18 protein-coding genes and 1 tRNA gene are annotated in these 22,793 nt (G+C 45.6%); 9 read left to right on the top strand and 10 right to left on the bottom strand.

Annotated features, from left to right (window positions below; genetic code table 11):
* Positions 1-54: 54 nt before the first annotated feature.
* Positions 55-861, top strand: a complete 807-nt coding sequence (locus HU824_RS13815; RefSeq protein WP_136010126.1) for a M48 family metallopeptidase — start codon at positions 55-57, stop codon at positions 859-861.
* Positions 862-1,207: 346 nt separating this feature from the next.
* Positions 1,208-1,894, top strand: a complete 687-nt coding sequence (locus HU824_RS13810) for a hypothetical protein (RefSeq protein ID WP_176469134.1) — start codon at positions 1,208-1,210, stop codon at positions 1,892-1,894.
* Here HU824_RS13810 and HU824_RS13805 read toward each other — a convergent pair.
* The 4 genes from HU824_RS13805 to HU824_RS13790 all read right to left on the bottom strand — a co-directional run bounded on the left by HU824_RS13805 (position 1,865) and on the right by HU824_RS13790 (position 7,990).
* Positions 1,865-4,177, bottom strand: coding sequence for an ABC transporter permease (locus HU824_RS13805; RefSeq protein WP_255260523.1), 2,313 nt, complete (start codon positions 4,175-4,177; stop codon positions 1,865-1,867). The genes HU824_RS13810 and HU824_RS13805 overlap by 30 nt on opposite strands.
* Positions 4,178-4,357: 180 nt before the next feature.
* On the bottom strand, positions 4,358-5,032 hold the full coding sequence (locus tag HU824_RS13800) for an ABC transporter ATP-binding protein (protein ID WP_016273768.1): 675 nt from the start codon (positions 5,030-5,032) through the stop codon (positions 4,358-4,360).
* Between the two features lie 113 nt (positions 5,033-5,145).
* Entirely contained in the window at positions 5,146-6,396 is a 1,251-nt protein-coding gene (locus HU824_RS13795; protein WP_176469132.1) for an efflux RND transporter periplasmic adaptor subunit, read from the bottom strand.
* Between the two features lie 76 nt (positions 6,397-6,472).
* Positions 6,473-7,990 carry a TolC family protein gene (locus tag HU824_RS13790; protein WP_016273766.1) on the bottom strand — a complete coding sequence of 506 codons (1,518 nt, stop codon included), beginning with the start codon at positions 7,988-7,990 and terminating at the stop codon, positions 6,473-6,475.
* Between the two features lie 227 nt (positions 7,991-8,217).
* On the opposite strand from HU824_RS13790, the gene HU824_RS13785 reads away from it, so the two are divergent.
* Together HU824_RS13785 and HU824_RS13780 are read left to right on the top strand one after the other, a co-directional pair.
* Positions 8,218-9,591 carry a sigma-54 dependent transcriptional regulator gene (locus HU824_RS13785; protein ID WP_136010131.1) on the top strand — a complete coding sequence of 458 codons (1,374 nt, stop codon included), beginning with the start codon at positions 8,218-8,220 and terminating at the stop codon, positions 9,589-9,591.
* Positions 9,588-10,553 (top strand): PAS domain-containing sensor histidine kinase, encoded by a 966-nt coding sequence (locus tag HU824_RS13780; RefSeq protein ID WP_016273764.1) that lies wholly within the window; start codon positions 9,588-9,590, stop codon positions 10,551-10,553. The genes HU824_RS13785 and HU824_RS13780 overlap by 4 nt, the downstream gene beginning before the upstream one ends.
* Positions 10,554-10,608: 55 nt before the next feature.
* Here the strand turns inward: HU824_RS13780 and HU824_RS13775 are convergent.
* Positions 10,609-10,683, bottom strand: a tRNA-Pro gene (locus HU824_RS13775).
* A gap of 86 nt (positions 10,684-10,769) precedes the next feature.
* Complete coding sequence (locus tag HU824_RS13770) at positions 10,770-11,477, bottom strand: tRNA1(Val) (adenine(37)-N6)-methyltransferase (protein WP_176469131.1); 708 nt, start codon at positions 11,475-11,477, stop codon at positions 10,770-10,772.
* 170 nt (positions 11,478-11,647) lie between these two features.
* Here HU824_RS13770 and lon point away from each other — a divergent pair, with 170 nt between their 5' ends.
* From lon to HU824_RS13755, 3 genes are read left to right on the top strand one after another with little or no spacing between them, the layout of a single operon-like run.
* Positions 11,648-14,128 (top strand): endopeptidase La, encoded by a 2,481-nt coding sequence (gene lon / locus HU824_RS13765; RefSeq protein ID WP_176469130.1) that lies wholly within the window; start codon positions 11,648-11,650, stop codon positions 14,126-14,128.
* Positions 14,125-15,255: a tRNA guanosine(34) transglycosylase Tgt gene (gene tgt, locus HU824_RS13760; RefSeq protein WP_176469129.1), complete on the top strand. Its 1,131-nt coding sequence runs from the start codon at positions 14,125-14,127 to the stop codon at positions 15,253-15,255. The genes lon and tgt overlap by 4 nt, the downstream gene beginning before the upstream one ends.
* Entirely contained in the window at positions 15,252-16,388 is a 1,137-nt protein-coding gene (locus tag HU824_RS13755; RefSeq protein ID WP_176469128.1) for an LptF/LptG family permease, read from the top strand. Before tgt ends, HU824_RS13755 begins: the two co-directional genes overlap by 4 nt.
* 273 nt (positions 16,389-16,661) lie before the next feature.
* On the opposite strand, the gene HU824_RS13750 is transcribed toward HU824_RS13755, so the two are convergent.
* Positions 16,662-17,162, bottom strand: a complete 501-nt coding sequence (locus tag HU824_RS13750) for a thioredoxin-like domain-containing protein (RefSeq protein WP_136010137.1) — start codon at positions 17,160-17,162, stop codon at positions 16,662-16,664.
* Positions 17,163-17,438: 276 nt separating this feature from the next.
* Between HU824_RS13750 and serB the strand changes: the two genes are divergently transcribed.
* Both serB and HU824_RS13740 read left to right on the top strand, forming a co-directional pair.
* The gene (gene serB / locus HU824_RS13745; protein WP_136010139.1) at positions 17,439-18,668 is read left to right on the top strand and encodes a phosphoserine phosphatase SerB; all 1,230 of its coding nucleotides are present in this window, start codon (positions 17,439-17,441) and stop codon (positions 18,666-18,668) included.
* 128 nt (positions 18,669-18,796) lie between these two features.
* Positions 18,797-20,083: a DEAD/DEAH box helicase gene (locus HU824_RS13740; RefSeq protein WP_136010140.1), complete on the top strand. Its 1,287-nt coding sequence runs from the start codon at positions 18,797-18,799 to the stop codon at positions 20,081-20,083.
* An 11-nt stretch (positions 20,084-20,094) separates the two neighbouring features.
* On the opposite strand, the gene HU824_RS13735 is transcribed toward HU824_RS13740, so the two are convergent.
* From HU824_RS13735 to HU824_RS13725, 3 genes are read right to left on the bottom strand one after another with little or no spacing between them, the layout of a single operon-like run.
* Positions 20,095-20,895 carry a DUF4738 domain-containing protein gene (locus HU824_RS13735; RefSeq protein ID WP_176469127.1) on the bottom strand — a complete coding sequence of 267 codons (801 nt, stop codon included), beginning with the start codon at positions 20,893-20,895 and terminating at the stop codon, positions 20,095-20,097.
* Positions 20,896-20,932: 37 nt separating this feature from the next.
* Positions 20,933-22,246: a UDP-glucose/GDP-mannose dehydrogenase family protein gene (locus tag HU824_RS13730; RefSeq protein WP_176469126.1), complete on the bottom strand. Its 1,314-nt coding sequence runs from the start codon at positions 22,244-22,246 to the stop codon at positions 20,933-20,935.
* 58 nt (positions 22,247-22,304) lie between these two features.
* Positions 22,305-22,628 (bottom strand): 3-hydroxyacyl-CoA dehydrogenase NAD-binding domain-containing protein, encoded by a 324-nt coding sequence (locus tag HU824_RS13725; RefSeq protein ID WP_255260522.1) that lies wholly within the window; start codon positions 22,626-22,628, stop codon positions 22,305-22,307.
* Positions 22,629-22,793: the final 165 nt, after the last annotated feature.

Raw genomic sequence — 22,793 nt, 5'->3', positions numbered from 1 at the left:
CGGCTTTTTGCTATAGACAAAATGAAATAGGATTAAAATTAAATCATAAAGTACATGAAAAAGAATTTCTTCATCATTGCTGCTGTAGTATGCGGAATGAGTTGTACCACTACTGCCTATGCGCAGTTCAAAATCGGTGGAAAGAAAATCAATGTGACCAAAGCTGTCCAAGCCGGTACAGATGCCATCAAGGCTATTTCATTGTCCGACGCTGACATTGCAGCGATGAGCAAGGAGTATATGGAATGGATGGATACGCATAATCCGCTGACGAAACCCGATACGGATTACGGCAAGCGTTTGGAGAAGCTGACCGGAAATATCAAGGAAGTGGACGGCTTGAAGGTAAACTTCGGTGTTTACGAAGTGATAGATGTGAATGCCTTTGCGTGTGGTGATGGCAGTGTACGCATCTGTGCCGGACTGATGGACATCATGACGGATGATGAAGTGATGGCAGTTGTCGGCCACGAGATAGGTCACGTCATCCATACGGATTCCAAGGATGCGATGAAGAATGCTTACCTTCGTTCGGCTGTGAAGAATGCTGCCGGCGCTGCAAGTTCTACGGTATCCAAATTGAGTGATTCTGAACTGGGTGCCATGGCCGAGGCATTGGCAGGTGCTCAATACTCCCAGAAGCAGGAGACGGAAGCGGATGATTATGGCTTTGAATTCTGCATCAAGAATAATCTCGATCCGTATGCCATGTACAATGCTTTGAACAAATTGCTTGAACTTTCAGCGGAGGCACCGAAGGAATCCAAGTTCCAGAAGATGTTCTCTTCTCATCCAGATACAGCCAAGCGCGTGGCACGTGCCAAGGAGAAAGCGGATGAATATATGAAGAATAAGAAATAACTGTCCGTTGCTTACTATATATGATGAAGTGGGATCAGAGGTTTCTCTGAATCCCACTTTTTTTGCGCCGAGACTTATGATATGGACTTCTGGGGAATCTGATAGTGATAATTCGTTAGTTCACAGTGCTGAACACTTTATTTTATCCATAGAAAACAAGGTGTTTTTATATGATGAAACGAACTGTTCTGAATAATGAAACAAAGTGTTCCCCCTAATGAAACAGATTGTTCGGTTAAGGGAAACACTTTGTTCTGTTTAGCAAAACACCTTTTATTTACTTATTTGCTTTTAAATCAGAATAATTTTAGTATGTTTGCCACATTATGAGAAACATGACTTTTGTATGAAAAAGAAAGACTTCCTCTTTATTTTTGTTCTGGTGATACTATTCCTGCCATTCTTTGTGAGTGAACCTGTTTACGATTGGTATAAGTCTTTCAACGCTGCACATGGCATGGTGATGAGTTTCATTAAATTCGGAATCCTTGCTACACTGGGTGAGATGCTGGGACTTCGCATCAGTGCCGGAGTCTATAGCCGGAAAGGATTTGGAGTGTTGCCTCGTACCGTAGTGTGGGGACTGCTGGGAATGGGTATCAATGCGGCCATGATAATCTTCTCCAAGGGTGTGCCGCAATTCATGGAGTATATGGGAATGGCAAATGCCGCCGCCATTATAAACGGGGAATTCTGCCTGGACAAATTATGGATAGCCCTCGCTATTTCAGTTGCCATGAATACCATTTTCGCTCCGGTATTCATGACATTCCATAAGATTACGGATACGCATATCCTGAATTGTGGAGGTTCGCCTCGCAGCCTCCTCACTCCTATCCCGATGACCCGCATCATTACGCATCTGAATTGGGATGTGCAATGGAATTTTGTCTTCAAGAAAACAATTCCTTTTTTCTGGTATCCGGCACACACCATCACATTCCTCCTGCCGGGAGAAATGCGGGTGCTGTTTGCAGCGATATTGGGTGTGGTGCTCGGGGTATTACTGGCTGTTGCGGCGCGGATGAAATGAGGTGACGGCTGCCCGATATCCATTCAGGCATATCGTAAAGCAGGTGATGCCTATAGTAAAAAGCAAGGGTAGCAGAAAGTGAAAGGCGTTGGGAGTGGCATGGTATGCAAATTGCTGTAACCAATATGTCATAAAAAGATAAATGACAGGGACGGCTACGACGAATGCGATGCCTACATAGCTAAGGAACGGATAATTGATAAGCCATAGAATCTGGCGGGCGGATGCACCGTGAATTTTGCGGATGCTTATTTCACGTTTACGCTGTGAAACGGCATAATGTGTGATGCCAAATAATCCGAAAAGAGTAAGGAATATACTGACACAGGCGTACATGAATAAGATATGCGAGAAGTGTGCTATGTCCTGATTGTAGGACACAAATTTCTGATACATATCATCATATTTCAAAGGAATGCCTGGATTTTTCTTTTCGTATGATTCTCTTAGGCAATTAATGACTTTATCTTTATATCCGGCCTTTACCTTTATAACCAGAGTTGAGAAATTATCTTGTGGAGTATCATAAAGGAGTATTCGTAAGGGAGCCACTTGGTCTGTCATGGAGTACTTTTTGAAATCCTTTACTATACCGATAATTGTACCTTTTGTAAGTTCTTCTCTTTCGGGCACATACTTGGAAATGGGCTGTCCGATAGGATTTTCTCCTTCGGGCACCAATAAATCCACGAATGTTTCATTGATTAGTGCAGGTTGTGGAGTACGGGACATTAGATGGAATACTCGCAGGGAATCTTGCAGTTCAATATGATGCATTGTTAGGAATTCCAGACAATCCTCGTATAGTTCCAACATGAGCAGATTGTCACCGGAATCATCCTTGCCCGGGATTCCTAAACTCATCGGATATATTCCGGTATTGGAGGTTATTGCCGCTTCTACCCCTTCTATATTCTTCACCTCATCTACCCGGTTTTTTAGCGCCAGTTGTGCATTGGCATCTGTATATACATTAATAATATTCTCATAGTGCTTTTCTTCCTGCTTAATCAGATACATCTGTGAACGGATAATCATGAATGTACTCATCAAGCCAATGGAGATAATGAATTGTATGGTTACCAATAAGGCCACAATGAAACGTTTTTTGCGTCCGGTAAAGAAATGACGGTAATTGGTTTCGGATATGGAATGCAACCTATGACCCATATAACTTGCCGGTATGACAGACAATATTATGATAAACAACAAGATAAGAGGGAACACTTGCCATGAAAACAAATATTCCATTGTCAGTTTGACAGAAACCATATGATTAAATGCAGGCAATAAGTCATTCATCAACAATAAAGATAAAAGGAAAGCGACAAGAACCATCAGAAAAGTATCCAAGAACAGTTGTTGGCGCATTTGTGATCTTGTGGCTCCCATTATGGATTCAATGTGAAGCATGTGCACTTGACGCAACAAACGGGAGAAACTCAGATTTATAAAGTTGAAACAACCGATGAATAGAATCAGTAATGCGGACAACAGCCCTACACCCAATAAGGTGCTCTGCTGATGTTTGATAACTTGATTACTGTCTTTTACCGTAGCGTCGAAATAAGATTCTTGCAATGTTTGGGTACGAAGATGTCCGTTTCCCAACAAAGTGGGCAGTTCTGTTTCTCCGAAACGTTGGCTGAATTTCTTTATATCCGTACCTTCTTTCAGCAATAGCATACAATCAGAGCTTTCGATAGCTTCCAATGGTAGGAGTATGTCTGTCTGCATCATGCTTTGCTCCGGTTGGCCGAATACGGCAACGATGCGTCTGATACCTATTTCGCTCAATAGTATATCTACATTTTTTCCTATACAATCTGTTGTACCGAAACATTTCTTGGCAAACAGTTCACTTACAGCTATGTCTCCTGGTTTCAGTAATGCGTCTTGAACATCCCCTACTATATTATGGAAAGGGAAAAAAGCCGTTAATGTTGAATCTGCTGCTACCAAGCTCCAGCTTTGAAATTCTTGTCCTTCAATCTTTACCCTTACATCCTTGAATGTTTGCGTACGTAAGTAAGACTCTATTTCCGGAAACTGAGATACTATTTGAGGAACAGTTCCACCGTATATGAATGTACCTTCTACTACCTGTTGGGCAAAAGGTAGAGTCTGGACTAAACGCAGAATACGATTTTTGTTGGGATTATAGTTCTCAACGTTATATTCGTGTATCACAAATGCCATCAACAAAGTGGTGCAGGCAATACCGACGACCAGACTGACAAGGGAAATGGCAACAAACAGTTTATTGCGTTTCCAGCTTCTCATGACTAATTTCAAGGAAAGATAAGAATTCATATCATGTATATAAAAGGTTCGAGAAATCTATAGATTGACGATGTACGACTGAAATTTGTATTGCCAAACGCCCGCTTGCTGACAGGCACTTAGTAAATTCAAAAGTGGCATCAATCGTACATTGTCAACTCATAAATGAAACAGGGGTTATCACAAATTGGCTTCTGTCACCACTTGTCCGTCAAACAGATTGATGATGCGTCCGGCAAAACCGGCATCATGCTGTGAGTGTGTCACCATAACAATTGTGGTACCTTCTTTATTCAGCTCACCCAGCAGTTCCATCACTTCTTTTCCATTCTTTGAATCGAGGTTACCGGTAGGCTCATCGGCAAGTATCAGCTTAGGATTTGATACAACTGCACGTGCGATAGCAACACGCTGTTGTTGTCCGCCGGACAACTGTTGCGGAAAATGCTTACTGCGGTGCATGATTGCCATACGTTCCATGGCGGTTTCTACCCGGCGCTTGCGTTCGGCGGCAGGAATGCCCATGTAGAGTAGCGGCAGTTCGATGTTCTCGTATACATTCAGCTCATCAATCAGGTTGAAGCTTTGGAATACAAAACCGATGACTCCTTTGCGCAAGTTGGTACGTTGGGCTTCTGTATATTTGGATACTTCCGTCCCATTCAAATAATATTCTCCGGATGTAGGATTGTCCAACAGACCGAGGATATTTAGTAAAGTGGATTTTCCGCAGCCCGAAGGTCCCATGATAGCGACAAACTCCCCTTCTTTCACTTCCATGTTTACGTCGTTCAAAGCCAGAGTCTGTACTTCCTCGGTCTTGAAAATCTTTTGTAGATTTACTGTCTTAATCATAATGCTTGGTTTTTATGGTTTATAAATATTTCATTTCTTATTCGTTTTTAATGACTTCTGCCGGATTCTGTTGTGCTGCCTGCCATACATTATTTGTCTCATAGTACGTTGTTTTATTTCATTATCAATTCTTCCGCCTCGCCAAAGGTATCATATCCCGTTGTAATTACCCAATCTCCGGGTTGCAAACCTTCCGTAATCTCGTATTGTTGCGGATTTTGGCGACCGATGCCAAGCGGCACGCGCACGGCTTTTGTCTTTGCGGCGTTCAGTTTGTAAATCCATTGTCCGCCAGTACTCTGGTAGAAGTTGCCGCGCGGAATGACGAGCGCCTCCTCCGGCTGGCCTAACTCAATCTGCACCCGGAAGCTCTTGCCTACACGCACATTGTCGGGCATGTCGCCCATGAAGACGAGGTCTACGTCGAACGTGCGGTCTTTGACTTCGGGAACCACTTTCGTGATGCGCAACGGGTATTTTCTTCCCTGATAATTGATGGTGGCGGGCAGCCCCGTAGTAATGCGGTCGATGTAGTATTCGCTCAGGGAAGTATGCACTTTATATTGGTCCAGCACCTTGATTTCTGCAATGCTTTCGCCGGAAGCGACCTGCTGTCCCGGAGTCACCTTGACAAAGCTGAGCTGGCCGGTGACGGGAGCTTTCACCACCAGGTTGCCGAGCCGTTCGCAGGCGCGTTCATACTTTTTCCGTTCCCGTTCGCGGTCGTTTCTGATGAGGTCTTTGCGGATGACGGTGACGGCAGAGTCATGACGGAGGCTTTCCCTTTGAAGATGGGCATTTTTCACTTTATAGTTGTATTCGTCCTCGGAAACTTCGAGCTGCGCTTTGCTCTTGATGCCCATGCGGTACTCTTCCTTGTCGAGGGCGAAACTCTTGCGCAGGCGGTTGAGGTCATAGTCGGTCTGCAGGGCTTGTTGTTGCAGGTTCAGGCTTTTCTGTTCCATTTCAATCTCTTTTTCTCGGTAAGTGATGAGTTGCTTTTCCCAGTCGTCGCGCTGGTCTTCGATGCTGCGCAGCAGGTCGGGGTTTTCCAGGACAAGGATGGTGTCTCCTTGCCGGAGCAGGCTCCCCTCCTCTCCTATGATGCGTTCCACGCTTCCGACTTCACGTGCATTGACTTTGATGGTAAGGATGGGCTGAATCACTCCCTCCACATCTACATATTCCATAAATTTGCCGTTCTTGACTTCGGCTATCTGTATGTTGTCTTGCTCGATACGTAGTTTGCTGGGACCCAGTGAAAGGGTGATTACATAGATTAGAAAGACAAGGAAGGCGGAACCTCCTGCCAGATAGTAGCGGTAACGGATGTACCAGGGTTTCTTTTCAAGTTTTATATCCATAATATTTACCATGTTATTTCTTTATCGAATATTTGTCTGTTGTCATCGCCACTCTCGGATTTAGATAATGCAGGTTTCATCGTTTGGCACTCGTTATCGACTTATTATCAAAATAATATTGATTATCCACAATCTTATCCAAGTCTTCCGATAATGGCTTGTTGTTTTCAAAATCATAAAGCGTCAGACTCCGCAATGTATAATACAGGCTCCAGTAATTGTATAGAGTCGTGACATAATTTCTCCGTGCCGTATCTTTTTCTGCAATCGAAGCATTGAGGTCAAGTACCGAGGACTTGCCGAGTAGATAGAGCTTGCGGGCTACTTCGGCACGCCGTTGGGCTGTATAGTCCGTGCGGGCGGCTATGTTTACTCGTTGCGCCTGCAGGTTGAATTGCTTCACGAGTTTCCGTACGTTCAAGTCGAAATCCGTTTTGTCCTGCTCTACCTGCGTGTAGACAAGGTCGCGGTTGGAACGGGCCACGCGTACTTGTCCCCTTCCGCGTCCCCAGTCCAAGATGGGGAGGGTAATGCCCAAGCTGACGTACTGCTGGTCCAGTGGATTCCGGTAGGAATCTTTCAGCTTGTCGGCAGTTTGTGTCAAGCCGAAGCGCAGGTAGATGTCTGCTTTCAGTCCGGCATTGGCCTTGGCGCGCGACACGGCACTCTCGCTTTCCACCTTGCGGCGCAGCATGTTCTGTATCTCCGGGCTGTTTTCGTTGGCAAGCATCAGCGCAGCATCCAGGTCGATGTGCAGGTCGGGCACACGGTTATCTACCCTCACTTTCATAAGGAGGTCTTCTTGGATGCCGAGGTAGGAACGGAGCTCCTGCATGCAGTTCTCTACTTCGATGCGGGCATTCATGCAGTTGGTTTCTTCGGTCAGTTTGTTGAGTTCGAGTTGCAACATTTCGTTTTCGCTAATGGTGCCGATGTTATATCGTCCTTGCGCATATATATATAAGGTGTCGGCATTGGCGTAGTTGGCGTTGGCTATTTCGTAGTTGCTTTGTGCTTTGGCCAGGTTGAAGAACTTCTCTGTGGCATTGGCAGCAACAAGCTCAAGGGTTTCCACGTAGGTTTTCTTGGCTTCGCGATAACGGATAGGTTCGATGCGCCGGTCCCACTTCAGGCTGTTGTAGCCAAACAAGGACTGGCTGTATCCGATGTTGACGGGTGAAGTCTGCCAGGAATAGGTGTCACTGCTGAAAAGGTCGAGACGCTGTGCAGTTGTTTCAATGAAAAAGGTTCCCCCAGTCCACGGCACGTTCTGTGTCAGGCTCAGTGTCAGGTCGGTGCTCAGCAGGTTCTGCTCTATGAACTTGACGTTACCATCGCTTTGTGTCACCTTATTGATGGCGCGGTCCAGATAAGGATTGGAAGTGAGTTTGAGCGCCGGCAAGTAGTTGGCACAGTAGTATTTGTAGTTCCAATAGGCGGAGCGGAAGCTATGGCGGGCATTCTGGGCGTCGGGTGACTGCCGGCGTGCCTGCTCGATGGTTTCTTCCAAAGTCAGCACCAGCGTGTGCTCTTGGCTAATGGCGCTCGACGTCAGACTGAATGTAATAAGCAATAAAAATATATTCCGGTGCATAGTTGTTTTCTTTACTCTATAAAGTTCAAATTCTATGCCATAAGCATAAGATATTGTATTATAGGTGTTTGATATGATTAGAGGCTCTCCAAACGTGTGCAGTTACGCACAAAAATAGTGCGATAATGCACACACAACACATGAATATTATACTTATCTTTGCCCATACAAGAGATGTGGGATTGTACAGGTCTTGCCTGCATTGCCTACACAAAAAGAAAACAGATATGGAGCAGTTTGGTAAAATATTGATTGTAGATGATAACGAGGATGTGCTTTTTGCATTGAACCTTCTTCTCGAACCCTACGCCGAGAAGATAAAGGTGGCAGTGACCCCCGACCGCATCGAGCATTTTATGACCACTTTCCGTCCCGACATTATTCTGCTGGATATGAATTTCAGCCGTGATGCCATCAGCGGCCAGGAAGGTTTCGACAGTTTGAAGCAGATTCTCAGTATCGACCCGCAAGCAGTGGTCATCTTCATGACTGCCTACGCGGATACGGACAAGGCAGTGCGTGCCATCAAAGCGGGGGCTACGGATTTCATTCCCAAGCCGTGGGAGAAAGAGAAATTGTTGGCGACCCTTTCTTCGGGCATGAAGCTGCGTCGTTCGCGAACTGAGATAAATCTGCTGAAGGAGCAGGTGGAAGTTCTGAGCAATGCCACAGCGGGAGGCTCCGAAAAGGTTATTATCGGTGATTCTCTTGTCATGCAGCAAGTCTTCTCTACCATGGAGAAGTTGCGCGATACGGATGCCAACATACTTATATTGGGTGAGAATGGAACCGGAAAGGATGTGATTGCCCGCCTGCTTTACCGCAATTCTCCCCGCTATGGAAAGCCGTTTGTTACGATAGACCTCGGCAGTATCCCCGAACAGTTGTTCGAAAGCGAGTTGTTCGGTTACGAAAAAGGCGCATTCACCGATGCGCGGAAAGCGAAAGCCGGACGTATGGAAGTGGCAACCGGCGGTACGCTTTTTCTGGACGAGATAGGTAATCTTTCTCTGCCCATGCAAGCCAAACTGCTGACTGCCATCGAAAAGCGTTGTATCAGTCGTTTGGGAAGTACGCAGGCTACGCCCATTGATGTGCGGCTCATCTGCGCCACCAATGCAGACATCCGTCGGTTGGTGGACGAAGGAGACTTCCGCCAAGACCTGCTGTATCGCATCAATACCATCGAACTCCATATCCCTCCTCTGCGAGAACGTGGAAACGACATCCTCCTGCTGGCAGAGCATTTCCTGCAACGCTATGCTCGCAAATATCAGAAAGAGATGCGTGGGCTGACCCGTGAGGCGAAGAACAAGTTGCTGAAATACGCCTGGCCGGGTAATGTACGCGAATTACAGCATACCATGGAACGTGCCGTGATACTGGGAGACGGCTCTTTACTTCGTCCGGAGAATTTTATGTTCCAAGCTTCGGCTTCCCGCCAGAAGAAGGAAGAAGAAGTCCTCAACCTGGAACAATTGGAACGGCAGGCGGTGGAACGTGCCATGCGGCTCAGCGAGGGAAATGTGACCCGTGCCGCCGAATACCTGGGCATTACCCGCTTTGCCTTGTACCGGAAACTTGAAAAATTAGGCTTATGAAACAATATTCATTGATTGTGGCACTGCACATCATCGGCATAGCCTTCCTTTCGGTCGGCGTTTATCTGCTGGTGGATGCCGGACTGTGGTTCAGTGCGCTGATGGTTTTCTTGATATTGCTGGCGATTGGCGCCCATCTGTATCGTTTGCAGATGATGCAGGTGCGCATGATGCGCCATCTGGCAGAGAGCCTGCGCTATGACGACATGATGCTGTCGTTCCGTTCTCCCTACAAGAACCGTTCTATGGAGGATATGGTGGACGAGCTTTCCGAAGCAATGAAGAATTTCCGTACCCGCGTGCTGGAACGCAATGAGATGGAGGCGTGGCAAAAGCTGATACGTGTGCTGACGCACGAAATAATGAATTCGATTACTCCCATCATCTCCCTCTCCGAAACCTTGAGCGAGCGGGAAATGTCGGAAAAGAACTATCCCGCCATGCGGCAGGGAATACAGACCATTCACCGCCGTAGTAAGGGCTTGCTGGAGTTTGTGGAGAATTACCGGAAGCTGACAAGACTTCCCGCCCCCGTCCGTCATCCGGTCGCTGTCCGCGAGCTGTTGCAGGATTTGCAGAAGTTGTTTTCGGAAGAGTATATCCGGATAGAACTTCCGGAAACCGACCGCATACTCCAGATAGACCGGGCACAGATAGAACAAGTATTGATTAATCTGATTAAAAATGCCAAAGAAGCGTGTAGCAGGAAAGAGCATCCCCAGATAGAAGTGAAGATGTTACCCGCCCTCTCGTGGCAATGCCTTATCACTGTCAGCGACAATGGTGAAGGCATCTTACCGGAAGTGCAGGATAAGATTTTTGTACCGTTCTTCACCACCAAGCCCTCCGGTTCGGGCATCGGGCTTAGTTTGTGTAAACAAGTAATGAACCGGCACGGCGGAAATATCACGGTGCAGTCTTCCGTGGGAAAAGGGAGCTGCTTTACGTTGCTGTTTGGATAGAAAGGAGAAAATAACAAGAGGCACCTACATTTTATTGTAGGTGCCTCTTGTTTTGTCGGGGTAGCGGGATTCGAACCCACGACCCCCTGCTCCCAAAGCAGGTGCGCTAACCGGACTGCGCTACACCCCGAATGCTTTACTTCTGAAAAGCGAGTGCAAAGGTAAAAACAATTCTGATACCAACCAAACATTTAGGCAAGTTTTATGCAATTAAAATTACATTTTCAGATAGAAATCTTTCGTTAAAGCTACATATTCAGGAGTAAACTCATTGTGATTCATCTCAATACAGAGTTTCTCTTCTCTACACTTTTTTGCTTCAAAACCAAAGTTCAGCAATACCCGTCTGCACGGTTTTTCGGGTTTGGTGAAGACTTGCACACGATGCAATGGAAACAACTTATGGTTCCAAGCTGTATCCACAACCGTTTTTTCAGCTTCCGCCGGAATAATAATGCTTACGACTCCTTGCTCTTTAAGCAGAGATGCCGAACGACGGAACAGCAGGTCGTAATTCAAATTGCCCGCATGCCGTGCTGTGCACCTTTGTTCATCAGGACATTTTAGGGCATCTATAAAATAGGGAGGGTTGGAAACGATGAGGTCAAATCTGTTTTCAGGCTGATAATCTCGGAAATCACGACATACGACTTCTACCCTATCAGTCCACGGAGAGCGTGATACATTTTCGGCAGCTTGTCCGGCTGCCGTTGCATCTATCTCGATTGCGGTAATCCGGGCATGCGGATTTCTTTGCGCTAACTGTAAGGCTATTAATCCGGTACCAGTCCCCACATCCAGTATGCGCTCAGCACCATCTGCCGGTGCCCATGCTCCGAGAAGTACGCCATCCGTGCCTACCTTCATGGCGCATTTGTCATGAAATATGGTAAATTGTTTGAACTTGAAAGATGATTTCGTCATGTTTATCTTCTTTAATTGGGCTCAAAAATAATCAAAGCCTGCATATTTGTCACAAAATTGGCACTGTTTTTGTCTTTTTAAAGGATGAGAACGTCTATTTATGAAGAAATAGCTTAACTTTGCGGGCGCTTTATTGGCCTGCCAATATGACATAAACTAAAAAGAAAGAAATGAAAAAAAGAAATTACCTGAGTGATGTCGAAGATAGAAACGGAAACGCTTTCTCTGTAATTGCTGATTTTGAGGGGAATGAGGAACAATTGATGGACATTGAGGTAGAAGAGGTCTTACCAATATTGCCTCTTCGAAATATGGTATTGTTCCCTGGGGTGTTTATGCCGGTATCTGTAGGAAGAACATCTTCCCTTAAATTGGTGCGTGAAGCAGAAAAGAAAAAATCTTATATAGCTGTTGTATGCCAAAAGGTGGCTGAAACAGAAACACCTATGCTTGATGATTTGCATACTATCGGTACGGTTGCCAAGATAGTACGCGTGCTTGAAATGCCAGACCAGACGACTACTGTCATCCTGCAAGGCTCCAAACGTATGGAACTGAAGGAGATTACGAATACGACTCCTTATCTGAGGGGACGGATAGCTACGCTGAATGAAGAACTTCCGGACAAGAATGACAAGGAGTTTCATGCATTGGTAGAGGCATGCAAGGACTTGACCGTACGCTACATCAAGTCCTCCGATATGTTTCCTCAAGATTCGGCATTTGCCATCAAGAACATCACCAATCCCATGTTTTTGGTAGACTTTATCTGTACGAACCTCCCGCTCAAGAAAGACGAAAAGATAGAATTGCTCCGTATCGACTCTTTGCGGGCGCGTACCTATCGCCTGCTCGAGATTCTGAATCGTGAAGTTCAGCTTGCCGAAATCAAAGAGGCTATCCAGATGCGTGCACGCGAGGATATAGACCAACAACAGCGTGAGTATTTCCTGCAGCAGCAGATTAAAACCATTCAAGACGAACTGGGTGGTGGCGGTCAGGAGCAGGAGATAGAGGAAATGCGCAAGAAAGCGGAGACAGTCAAATGGAATGAAGAGGTGAAGGCCTCTTTCTTAAAAGAGGTGGACAAGTTAGAACGCACCCATCCCCAGTCTCCCGACTACAGCGTGCAGCTGAATTATCTGCAGACGATGCTTAGCTTGCCATGGGGTATTTATACAACTGATAATCTGAATCTTGCCAATGCGGAAAAGACACTGAATAAAGACCATTATGGTTTGGAGAAAGTGAAAGAACGCATTCTGGAACACCTGGCCGTATTGAAGTTGAAGGGCGATATGAAATCTCCCATCATCTGCCTATATGGCCCTCCGGGTGTAGGAAAAACCTCTTTGGGTCGTTCCATTGCTGCTGCTTTGAAGCGTAAGTACATCCGTATGTCGTTGGGTGGCGTGCATGATGAAGCCGAGATTCGCGGTCATCGCAAAACCTATATCGGTGCCATGCCAGGACAGATTATCAAAAATCTGATAAAGGCAGGCTCCTCCAATCCGGTATTTATCCTGGACGAAATAGACAAAGTGAGTGCCGACCGCCAGGGAGACCCCTCCTCTGCCCTCCTCGAAGTGCTTGACCCAGAACAGAACACTACATTCCATGATAACTTTTTGGACGTGGACTATGATTTGTCCAAAGTGATGTTCGTCGCTACTGCCAACAATCTGAATACCATCCCCGGACCGTTGTTGGACCGTATGGAGCTGATTGAAGTAAGCGGCTATATCACGGAAGAAAAGATTGAAATTGCCCGCCGTCATCTGGTTCCGAAGGAACTGGAGGCAAACGGTATGAAAAAGAATGATATCAAGATTCCGAAGAACACGCTGGAAGCCATTATAGAGAATTATACTCGTGAGAGCGGTGTGCGCGAACTGGAAAAGAAAATCGGAAAGATACTCCGTAAATCTGCACGCCAATATGCTACGGACGGTTATTTTGCGAAGACCGAAATCAAACCGGGAGACTTGTACGAATTCCTGGGTGCGCCTGAATATACCCGTGATAAGTATCAGGGCAATGAGTACGCAGGAGTAGTGACCGGTCTGGCGTGGACTGCCGTAGGTGGTGAGATACTTTTCGTGGAAACTAGCCTGAGCCGTGGTAAGGGCGGACGTTTGACACTGACCGGTAATTTGGGTGATGTAATGAAAGAGTCGGCCATGCTGGCACTGGAATACATCAAGGCGCATGCTTCCTTGCTGAATCTTGACGAAGAGGTTTTTGATAACTGGAACATCCATGTCCATGTGCCCGAAGGCGCCATTCCGAAAGACGGTCCGTCTGCCGGTATCACGATGGCTACCTCCCTCGCTTCTGCCCTCACCCAGAAAAAGGTGAAGGCCAATCTTGCTATGACGGGAGAGATAACACTTCGCGGTAAGGTACTTCCGGTAGGAGGCATCAAGGAGAAGATACTGGCAGCCAAGCGTGCAGGCATCAAGGAGATTATCTTAAGCGACGAAAACCGCAAGAATATAGAAGAGATACAGGATATATATCTGAAAGGACTGACTTTCCATTATGTGAAAGATATTAAGGAAGTGTTTGCCATTGCGCTGACTGATGAAAAAGTAGCCGATGCCATCGACTTGTCCATAAAGAAAGAAAAGACTGAAAAGAAAGAGGAATGACATTCGAGTTACAATATACAGACAGCAAGACCAATGCACGTGCCGGACTGATTACTACTGGCCACGGGCAGACTGAGACACCTATCTTTATGCCGGTAGGTACAGTGGGAACAGTGAAAGGCGTGCATCTGCCTGAACTGAAAGGGGACATAAAGGCGCAGATAATATTGGGTAATACCTATCATCTTTATCTGCGTCCGGGACTGGAAGTGATAGAGAAAGCCGGTGGACTGCATAAGTTCAACGGCTTTGACCGTCCTATGTTGACAGACAGTGGCGGCTTCCAGGTATTTTCGTTGTCCGGTATCCGCAAGTTGCGTGAAGAAGGTGCGGAATTCCGTTCGCATATTGACGGCAGCAAGCATGTCTTTACACCGGAGAAAGTGATGGATATAGAACGTACTATCGGTGCAGACATCATGATGGCCTTTGACGAATGTCCTCCGGGGGATTCGGACTACGAATATGCCAAAAAATCACTGGGATTGACGCATCGCTGGCTAGACCGCTGTATCAAGCGTTTCAACGAAACAGAACCGAAGTACGGTTATCAGCAATCCTTATTTCCCATTGTGCAGGGTTGCGTTTATCGCGACCTCCGTGAGCAGTCGGCAGAGTTTGTTGCCTCCAAAGGTGCTGACGGCAATGCCATTGGTGGTCTGGCTGTGGGCGAGCCTGTAGACAAGATGTACGAGATGATTGAGTTGGTGAACGGGATTCTTCCCAAAGACAAGCCTCGCTATCTGATGGGAGTCGGGACTCCGGTAAACATCCTGGAAGGCATTGAACGCGGTGTCGACATGTTCGACTGTGTGATGCCTACCCGAAACGGACGCAACGGCATGTTATTTACCAAGGACGGCATCATGAACATGCGCAACAAAAAATGGGAAATGGATTTCTCTCCCATTGAAGCAGACGGTGCCTCCTACGTAGATACCATGTACAGCAAGGCGTACTTGCGCCATCTGTTCCATGCACAGGAGTTGCTTGCCATGCAGATAGCATCCATCCACAACTTGGCCTTCTACCTATGGCTGGCGGGCGAAGCACGCAAGCATATCATTGCAGGCGACTTTGCTACCTGGAAACCGATGATGGTGAAACGCGTATCGACAAGATTATGAGAAGAAAGAACTGGAGGATATGGAAGAATGTAAAGCTGCTGAGAGGTAAATTCCTGAAGCGGCTGGACTGGTACATCATTAAGAAGTTTCTGGGTACGTATGTTTTTGCCATTGCGTTGATTATCTCTATTGCGGTGGTGTTCGACTTCAACGATAAGATGGACCGTTTTATGTCTCATGAAGCACCGTGGAACGCGATTGTCTTTGATTATTACTTGAACTTCATCCCCTACTTTGCCAATCTGTTCAGTCCGCTGTTTGTGTTTATTGCCGTAATCTTCTTTACTTCCAAATTGGCGGAGAACTCGGAAATCATCGCCATGTTCTCTACGGGAATGAGTTTCAAGCGTATGCTGCGTCCTTACATGGTGTCTGCGGCAATCATTGCGGTAGTGACATTCTGCCTCGGGTCCTATGTCATTCCTAAAGGCAGTGTGACACGTATTAATTTTGAGGACAAGTACTACAAACCCCGCAAGGCGAATACGGCACGGAATATCCAGCTGGAAGTGGATTCGGGAGTAATTGCCTATATCGAACGTTTTGAAGACTACAGCAAGACCGGCTATCGTTTTTCTTTGGACAAGTTCAACGACAAGCAACTGGTCTCCCACCTGACGGCCCGTTCCATTACTTACGACACGACGGCCGTACATAAGTGGAAAATCAAGGATTATATGATTCGCCAGATGGATGGCATGAAAGAGAGTATCATAAAAGGAGACCGCATAGATACCACTCTGTTCATGGAGCCTGCCGACTTCCTGATTATGAAGAACCAGCAGGAGATGTTGACCAACCCTCAGCTGAGCGAGTACATCAGCAGGCAGCGGCAGCGCGGCTTTGCCAACATCAAGGAATTTGAGATAGAGTACCACAAGCGTATTGCCATGTCATTCGCTTCCTTTATCCTGACGTTGATTGGAGTGTCTTTGTCTTCCAAGAAAACGAAAGGCGGAATGGGATTGCATTTGGGTATCGGTCTGGCATTGAGTTTCTCTTATATTCTGTTTCAGACCATTGCTTCCACATTTGCCGTGAACGGCAATATGCCTCCGGTCATCGCAGTGTGGATACCGAACGTAATGTATGCCTTCATTGCATTCTATCTATATAGGAAAGCACCGAAATAAGTATTCCAAACCTCTGCTTTAGCCTGCTCAAGTTAAGGTTTAGCATACTAAAGTAGAGGTTTAGGATGCTTGCCTTCGGAAAGCCATAAAAATAAGAATCCCCTCCCACTCTTGCGTTGTGCAAGTGCGGGAGGGGCTTTTTGTTGTATTCATTTCCTCTTTTGTTCTGTTCCCCTTTTTGCCGGAAAGAGATGCCGGGTTTCGGGGAACAACCCTCACTTTCATCTTACTGGTTCTCTAAGTCGCTGTCGTATGCACCGAGCATCGACAAGCTTAATTCAAGTAAGCGGAAAGTTCTGCAGCAGAGATGTTTTTGGCAATAATTACACCATTATCATCCAGTAAATAGTTAGTAAATCCGCGGCCCAAGCGATACTTCTTGAAGAGGCCGGAATATTCGCCTTTAGTTTCCACGAAACAAGTGGGCGTAACTATTTGGTCCTTACGGATGGTTTCCTCAAAGATTGACTGATACTCATCGAATGAAACTGAAACCATCTTCACATTCTTGTGGGTAGTAGAGCGAAGCGCATTGCTCAAACTTGCGTTCTGCATCCGGGATTGCGCGTCGTAACTTGCCCAAAAGCTGAGCAACACATACTTTCCTTTCAAATCGGAAAGGTCGGTTTGGGATTGCTCTGCCGACATGGATTGGATTTTAAAATCCGGGGCCATGTCACCCACATTCAAACCTCCGGTAGGTTTGTCTTTTTCTACAAAAGAAGTTAAGGAACTTATTAGTAATACAACAAAAATCCATTTTGCATATTTCATGCGGCACGGTTTTGGTTAATACTATCCGGGACTGTCCTTCAACAGTGATTTCTTCCCGGAACATCGTCTTCTCAAAGCTTGAAATGGGAAGGAACCCATTGATATTCAAAGCTTTTAATTCTGAAATCGGTTGCAAAGGTAAGTAATTCTTAAACAAACTTCCAAATAAACAAGCATTTTTCTCACTTTTTAGGGGTACATTTTTATGTTATTTAGCATAAATAGCGGGAATTTTCCTTACTTTTGTAGCCTATTATTCTATCAAAAAGATGACTTATGCAACCATTGAACACTGAACTTATCCTGATACGTATTACGGGTGAAGACCGTCCAGGACTGACAGCTTCCGTGACAGAAATTCTGGCTAAATATGACGCTACCATTCTGGATATCGGCCAGGCAGACATTCACAATACCCTTTCATTGGGCATTTTGTGCAAGACGGAAGAACAACACTCTGGGTTTATTATGAAAGAACTGCTTTTCAAGGCTTCCTCCTTGGGAGTGACTGTCCGTTTCTACCCCATTACTGCCAAAGAGTACGAGAATTGGGTGAATATGCAGGGAAAGAACCGCTATATTCTTACTTTATTGGGGCGTAAGTTGTCTGCCCGTCAAATATCCTCCGTTACCCGTATTCTTGCAGAGCAAGGCATGAATATCGATGCCATCAAGCGCCTTACAGGACGTATCCCGCTGGACGAGTGCGAATCACATACGCGTGCCTGCATCGAGTTTTCCGTTCGCGGCACTCCGAAAGACCGTATTGCCATGCAAGAGCAGTTGATGAAACTGGCAACAGAGCTGGAAATGGATTTCTCTTTCCAGTTGGACAACATGTACCGCCGAATGCGCCGCCTCATTTGCTTCGATATGGACTCTACGCTGATTGAAACCGAAGTGATTGACGAACTGGCCATACGTGCAGGTGTGGGTGACCAGGTAAAGGCTATTACCGAACGTGCCATGCGTGGTGAGATAGATTTCATTGAGAGTTTTCGCGAACGAGTGGCTTTGTTGAAAGGATTGGATGAATCTGTGATGCAGGAGATTGCAGAGAACCTTCCCATTACGGAAGGTGTGGATCGCCTGATGTATGTTTTGAAAAAATACGGCTATAAGATAGCTATTCTTTCTGGAGGTTTTACCTACTTCGGGCAATACCTCCAGAAGAAGTACAGTATAGACTATGTGTATGCCAACGAGCTGGAAATAGAAGATGGTAAACTGACCGGTCGCTATCTCGGTGATGTAGTAGACGGTAAGCGTAAGGCGGAATTACTGCGTTTGATAGCCCAGGTGGAGAAAGTGGATATTGCACAGACTATTGCTGTGGGCGACGGTGCCAACGACCTGCCCATGCTGGGAATTGCCGGCCTTGGAATTGCTTTCCATGCAAAGCCCAAAGTAGTTGCCAATGCCAAGCAATCCATCAACACCATCGGCTTAGATGGTGTACTTTACTTTCTGGGATTCAAGGATTCATACATTGATATTCCCCGTTGAAGGCAGATGTTTGAAATAAATTTGCAGGCCCTTTAGACAATTATTGTCCCAAGGGCTCATTTTTTTACTGTAAGAATCTATTTTATAAGTCTTTTTCCTATCTTTGTACTCAAATTTAAAAGAGATACATGAAGTTTTCAGAACTACATTTGAATGGCAATGTGCTAGAGGCACTGGATGCCATGCGCTTTGAAGAGTGCACCCCTATACAAGAAAAATCAATACCCGTCATACTCGAAGGTCGAGATTTAATAGCAGTGGCACAAACCGGAACAGGAAAAACGGCTGCATATTTGTTGCCTATATTGAACAAGCTTTCAGAGGGTGGACATCCAGCCGATGCCATCAACTGCATTGTCATGGCTCCTACCCGTGAATTGGCACAACAGATAGACCAACAGATGGAAGGTTTTTCTTATTTCATGCCGGTTTCCAGCGTGGCCGTGTATGGTGGTAATGACGGAATACTGTTTGAGCAGCAGAAAAAAGGGTTGACACTGGGTGCTGATGTCGTTATTGCTACTCCGGGGCGTTTGATAGCCCATCTTAGCCTTGGCTATGTAGACCTTTCCCGTGTCTCTTATTTTATTCTGGACGAAGCAGACCGGATGCTGGACATGGGATTTTATGACGATATTATGCAGATTGTCAAATTCCTCCCTAAAGAGCGGCAGACAATCATGTTCTCTGCCACCATGCCTGCTAAGATACAACAGTTGGCTGGTAACATTCTGAACAACCCTGCTGAAGTGAAACTGGCAGTTTCTAAGCCGGCGGAAAAGATTGTGCAGGCTGCATACATTTGCTATGAGAACCAGAAACTGGGGATTATCCGCAGTCTGTTTGCAGAGGGGACGCCGGAACGTGTTATCATCTTTGCTTCTTCCAAACTGAAGGTGAAGGAAATGACCAAAGCCTTGAAGCAGATGAAACTGAACGTTGGGGAAATGCATTCCGATTTGGAGCAGGCACAGCGCGAAGAAGTAATGTACGAGTTCAAGGCAGGACGTATCAATATCCTGGTAGCTACGGATATTGTTGCGAGAGGTATTGATATCGATGACATCCGTCTGGTGATAAACTATGACGTTCCCCACGACAGTGAAGATTATGTACACCGTATCGGACGTACGGCGCGTGCCAACAATGATGGCGTAGCCATCACCTTCGTTTCCGAGAAGGAGCAAAGTAATTTTAAGAATATTGAAAAGTTTCTGGATAGGGATATCTATAAGATACCGATTCCCGAAGAGCTGGGTGAAGCACCCGAATACAAGCCGAGAGCATCTGGTGGAAGGAAACGAGGTAGCCATGATAGCGGACGTAAGCCAGAAGGAAACAGGAACAGTCGCAATAGTAATAAAGGTGGCAAGCCTAGAAATAAGCGCCCGCAGAACAGCGGCGAGAAGAAATAGAAAAAGCGGATTTATTCTGCTTTTTCTATATTCATAGTATTGTCAAAACCAATAATCATATTTACCAGATTGTATACAGAACTTTCGGGTATGCCGAGAGTTGCCTGGTAATGGTACCCTCTGTCATCCACACCCATGAAATTCATATCGGCAAGAATGGTCTGATTCAGCACCTCGGCAGGGAATATATCCGTAAACATCTTTTTGGTGATATCCTGGCCGTAAAGTATTTTCTTCCCTTCGTATACACAGATATGGATTACATTATCATAATACACATTGTCCACGTTGATACCATTCTCGGAATAAGAAGTCTTGAAAACCTTCATTTTTGAGGGATTGATATACACATATCCCCTATATCTTACATTCTTGTATGTCACAACGCTGTCTTTCTTTATTACTTCCGGAGTAGTAGAGATAACCTCTACTTCGTGGCTGGTGAAAGCCAATGAATCTTCCTCATTTTCTGATTTATGCAGTTTGATTACTTCGTCGGCCAGCGAGCGGAACCAAAAGCTATATTCCGTTTGCCGGTCTATCTTATAGGCCACCGGTTCATTGCTGTATATGTAGATTGTATCGTGAACTACCTTGAAAGGTACGGGAATGCTTTGCGAATTGGCATAATATACAGTATCTCCCTTAATGCGAATTAACGGCATCTCTGTTTCATCGTTCACCCAAATGCCTTGCAACAGCTGTTTTGCAGTGAGGTCTTCCTTTACGAAAACCTCCCCTTTTTGTTTGTTGCTGCATGATGCCAATGAGACAACAAATACAATGAGAATCGCACTTCCTTTTATCGTCATAGCGTCTCTGTTTATTTCTTTTGTTTTTTCTGCAACTTCATTTTCCGATACAATGATAGGTGAAACCTTGTTCTTCCATATCTTTCTTATCGTAAATATTACGTCCGTCCAATATCAGCGGTCGCTTCATGGTCTTTTTGATGACTGCCCATGAAGGCAAGCGGAATTCTTTCCACTCAGTCACCAGCATCAATGCATCTGCATCCAATGCAGCATCGTACATATCTGTTGCATAATAAATGCTCTCACCTATACGGCATCGGCATTCGTTCATGGCAGCCGGGTCGTAGACACGTACTTTGCAACCTGCTTTCAACAGCTTGTCAATCAAGACCAAGGCCGGAGCTTCGCGCATGTCGTCTGTTTCGGGTTTAAAGGCCAATCCCCAAATGGCGATAGTCTTTCCATTCAAATCATCATTGAAATGCTTCTGCAGCTTTTCGAATAAGACACTTTTCTGTTTGTCGTTCACTTCTTCTACAGCATGGAGTACACGCATTTTGTAACCGTTCAGTTCGGCCGTCTTAATCAGTGCCTTGACGTCTTTAGGGAAGCATGAACCACCATAACCTATTCCCGGATAGAGGAATTTGCGCCCGATGCGGGTATCCGAGCCAATGCCATTGCGCACCATGTTTACATCTGCCCCCACCAATTCGCACAAATTGGCAATATCGTTCATGAAGCTGATACGGGTGGCAAGCATGGAGTTAGCTGCATACTTTGTCATTTCTGCAGAAGGGATGTCCATAAAGATGACGCGGAAATTATTCAGCAGGAACGGTTTGTAGAGTTTGCTCATAACTTTCTTCGCACGGTCGGACTTCACTCCCACCACTACACGGTCGGGACTCATGAAATCGTTGATGGCATTACCTTCTTTCAGAAATTCGGGATTCGAAGCGACATCAAATTCAACATTCACCCCTCTCTTATCAAGCTCTTCTTGAATAATAGCTTGCACTTTCTCGGCGGTACCTACGGGAACGGTACTTTTGGTTACCACCAACACGTATTTCTGCATATTGCGTCCGATGGTGCGGGCAACTTCCAGCACATAACTCAAGTCGGCACTGCCATCTTCATCGGGTGGTGTGCCTACGGCACTGAACACCACTTCCACCTCATTCAGGCAACTCTCCAGAGACGTGGTGAATCGCAGGCGCCCTGCTTTCACATTCCTGCTAATCATTTCTTCCAGTCCATTTTCATAGATAGGGATAATGCCCTTTTTCAGTGACTCAATCTTTTCACTGTTCGTGTCTACGCAAATAACATTGACACCAATTTCCGCAAAGCAGGTTCCGGTTACCAAACCGACGTATCCTGTACCGACAATGGCTATTTTCATATTTTATTCATAATAATACTTCGTTAAAATTACAGTTAATCCGTTGAAAACAAATGAGTTAGTAAATAATATTTAGTATAATAAAATAGGCCAAGTGGCTGATTTTCATTATCTTTAATGGTGGTGTGCCTACGGCACTGAACACCACTTCCACCTCATTCAGGCAACTCTCCAGAGACGTGGTGAATCGCAGGCGCCCTGCTTTCACATTCCTGCTAATCATTTCTTCCAGTCCATTTTCATAGATAGGGATAATGCCCTTTTTCAGTGACTCAATCTTTTCACTGTTCGTGTCTACGCAAATAACATTGACACCAATTTCCGCAAAGCAGGTTCCGGTTACCAAACCGACGTATCCTGTACCGACAATGGCTATTTTCATATTTTATTCATAATAATACTTCGTTAAAATTACAGTTAATCCGTTGAAAACAAATGAGTTAGTAAATAATATTTAGTATAATAAAATAGGCCAAGTGGCTGATTTTCATTATCTTTAATGGTATCCTACCACACATTAAAGCAATGAACAAAACAGCACTTGACC

Source organism: Bacteroides sp. L10-4 (assembly GCF_013373675.1).
GTDB lineage: Bacteria > Bacteroidota > Bacteroidia > Bacteroidales > Bacteroidaceae > Bacteroides > Bacteroides muris.
Note: the sequence above shows the minus strand (reverse complement) of the source record. Positions and strands in the feature narration are given on the sequence as shown.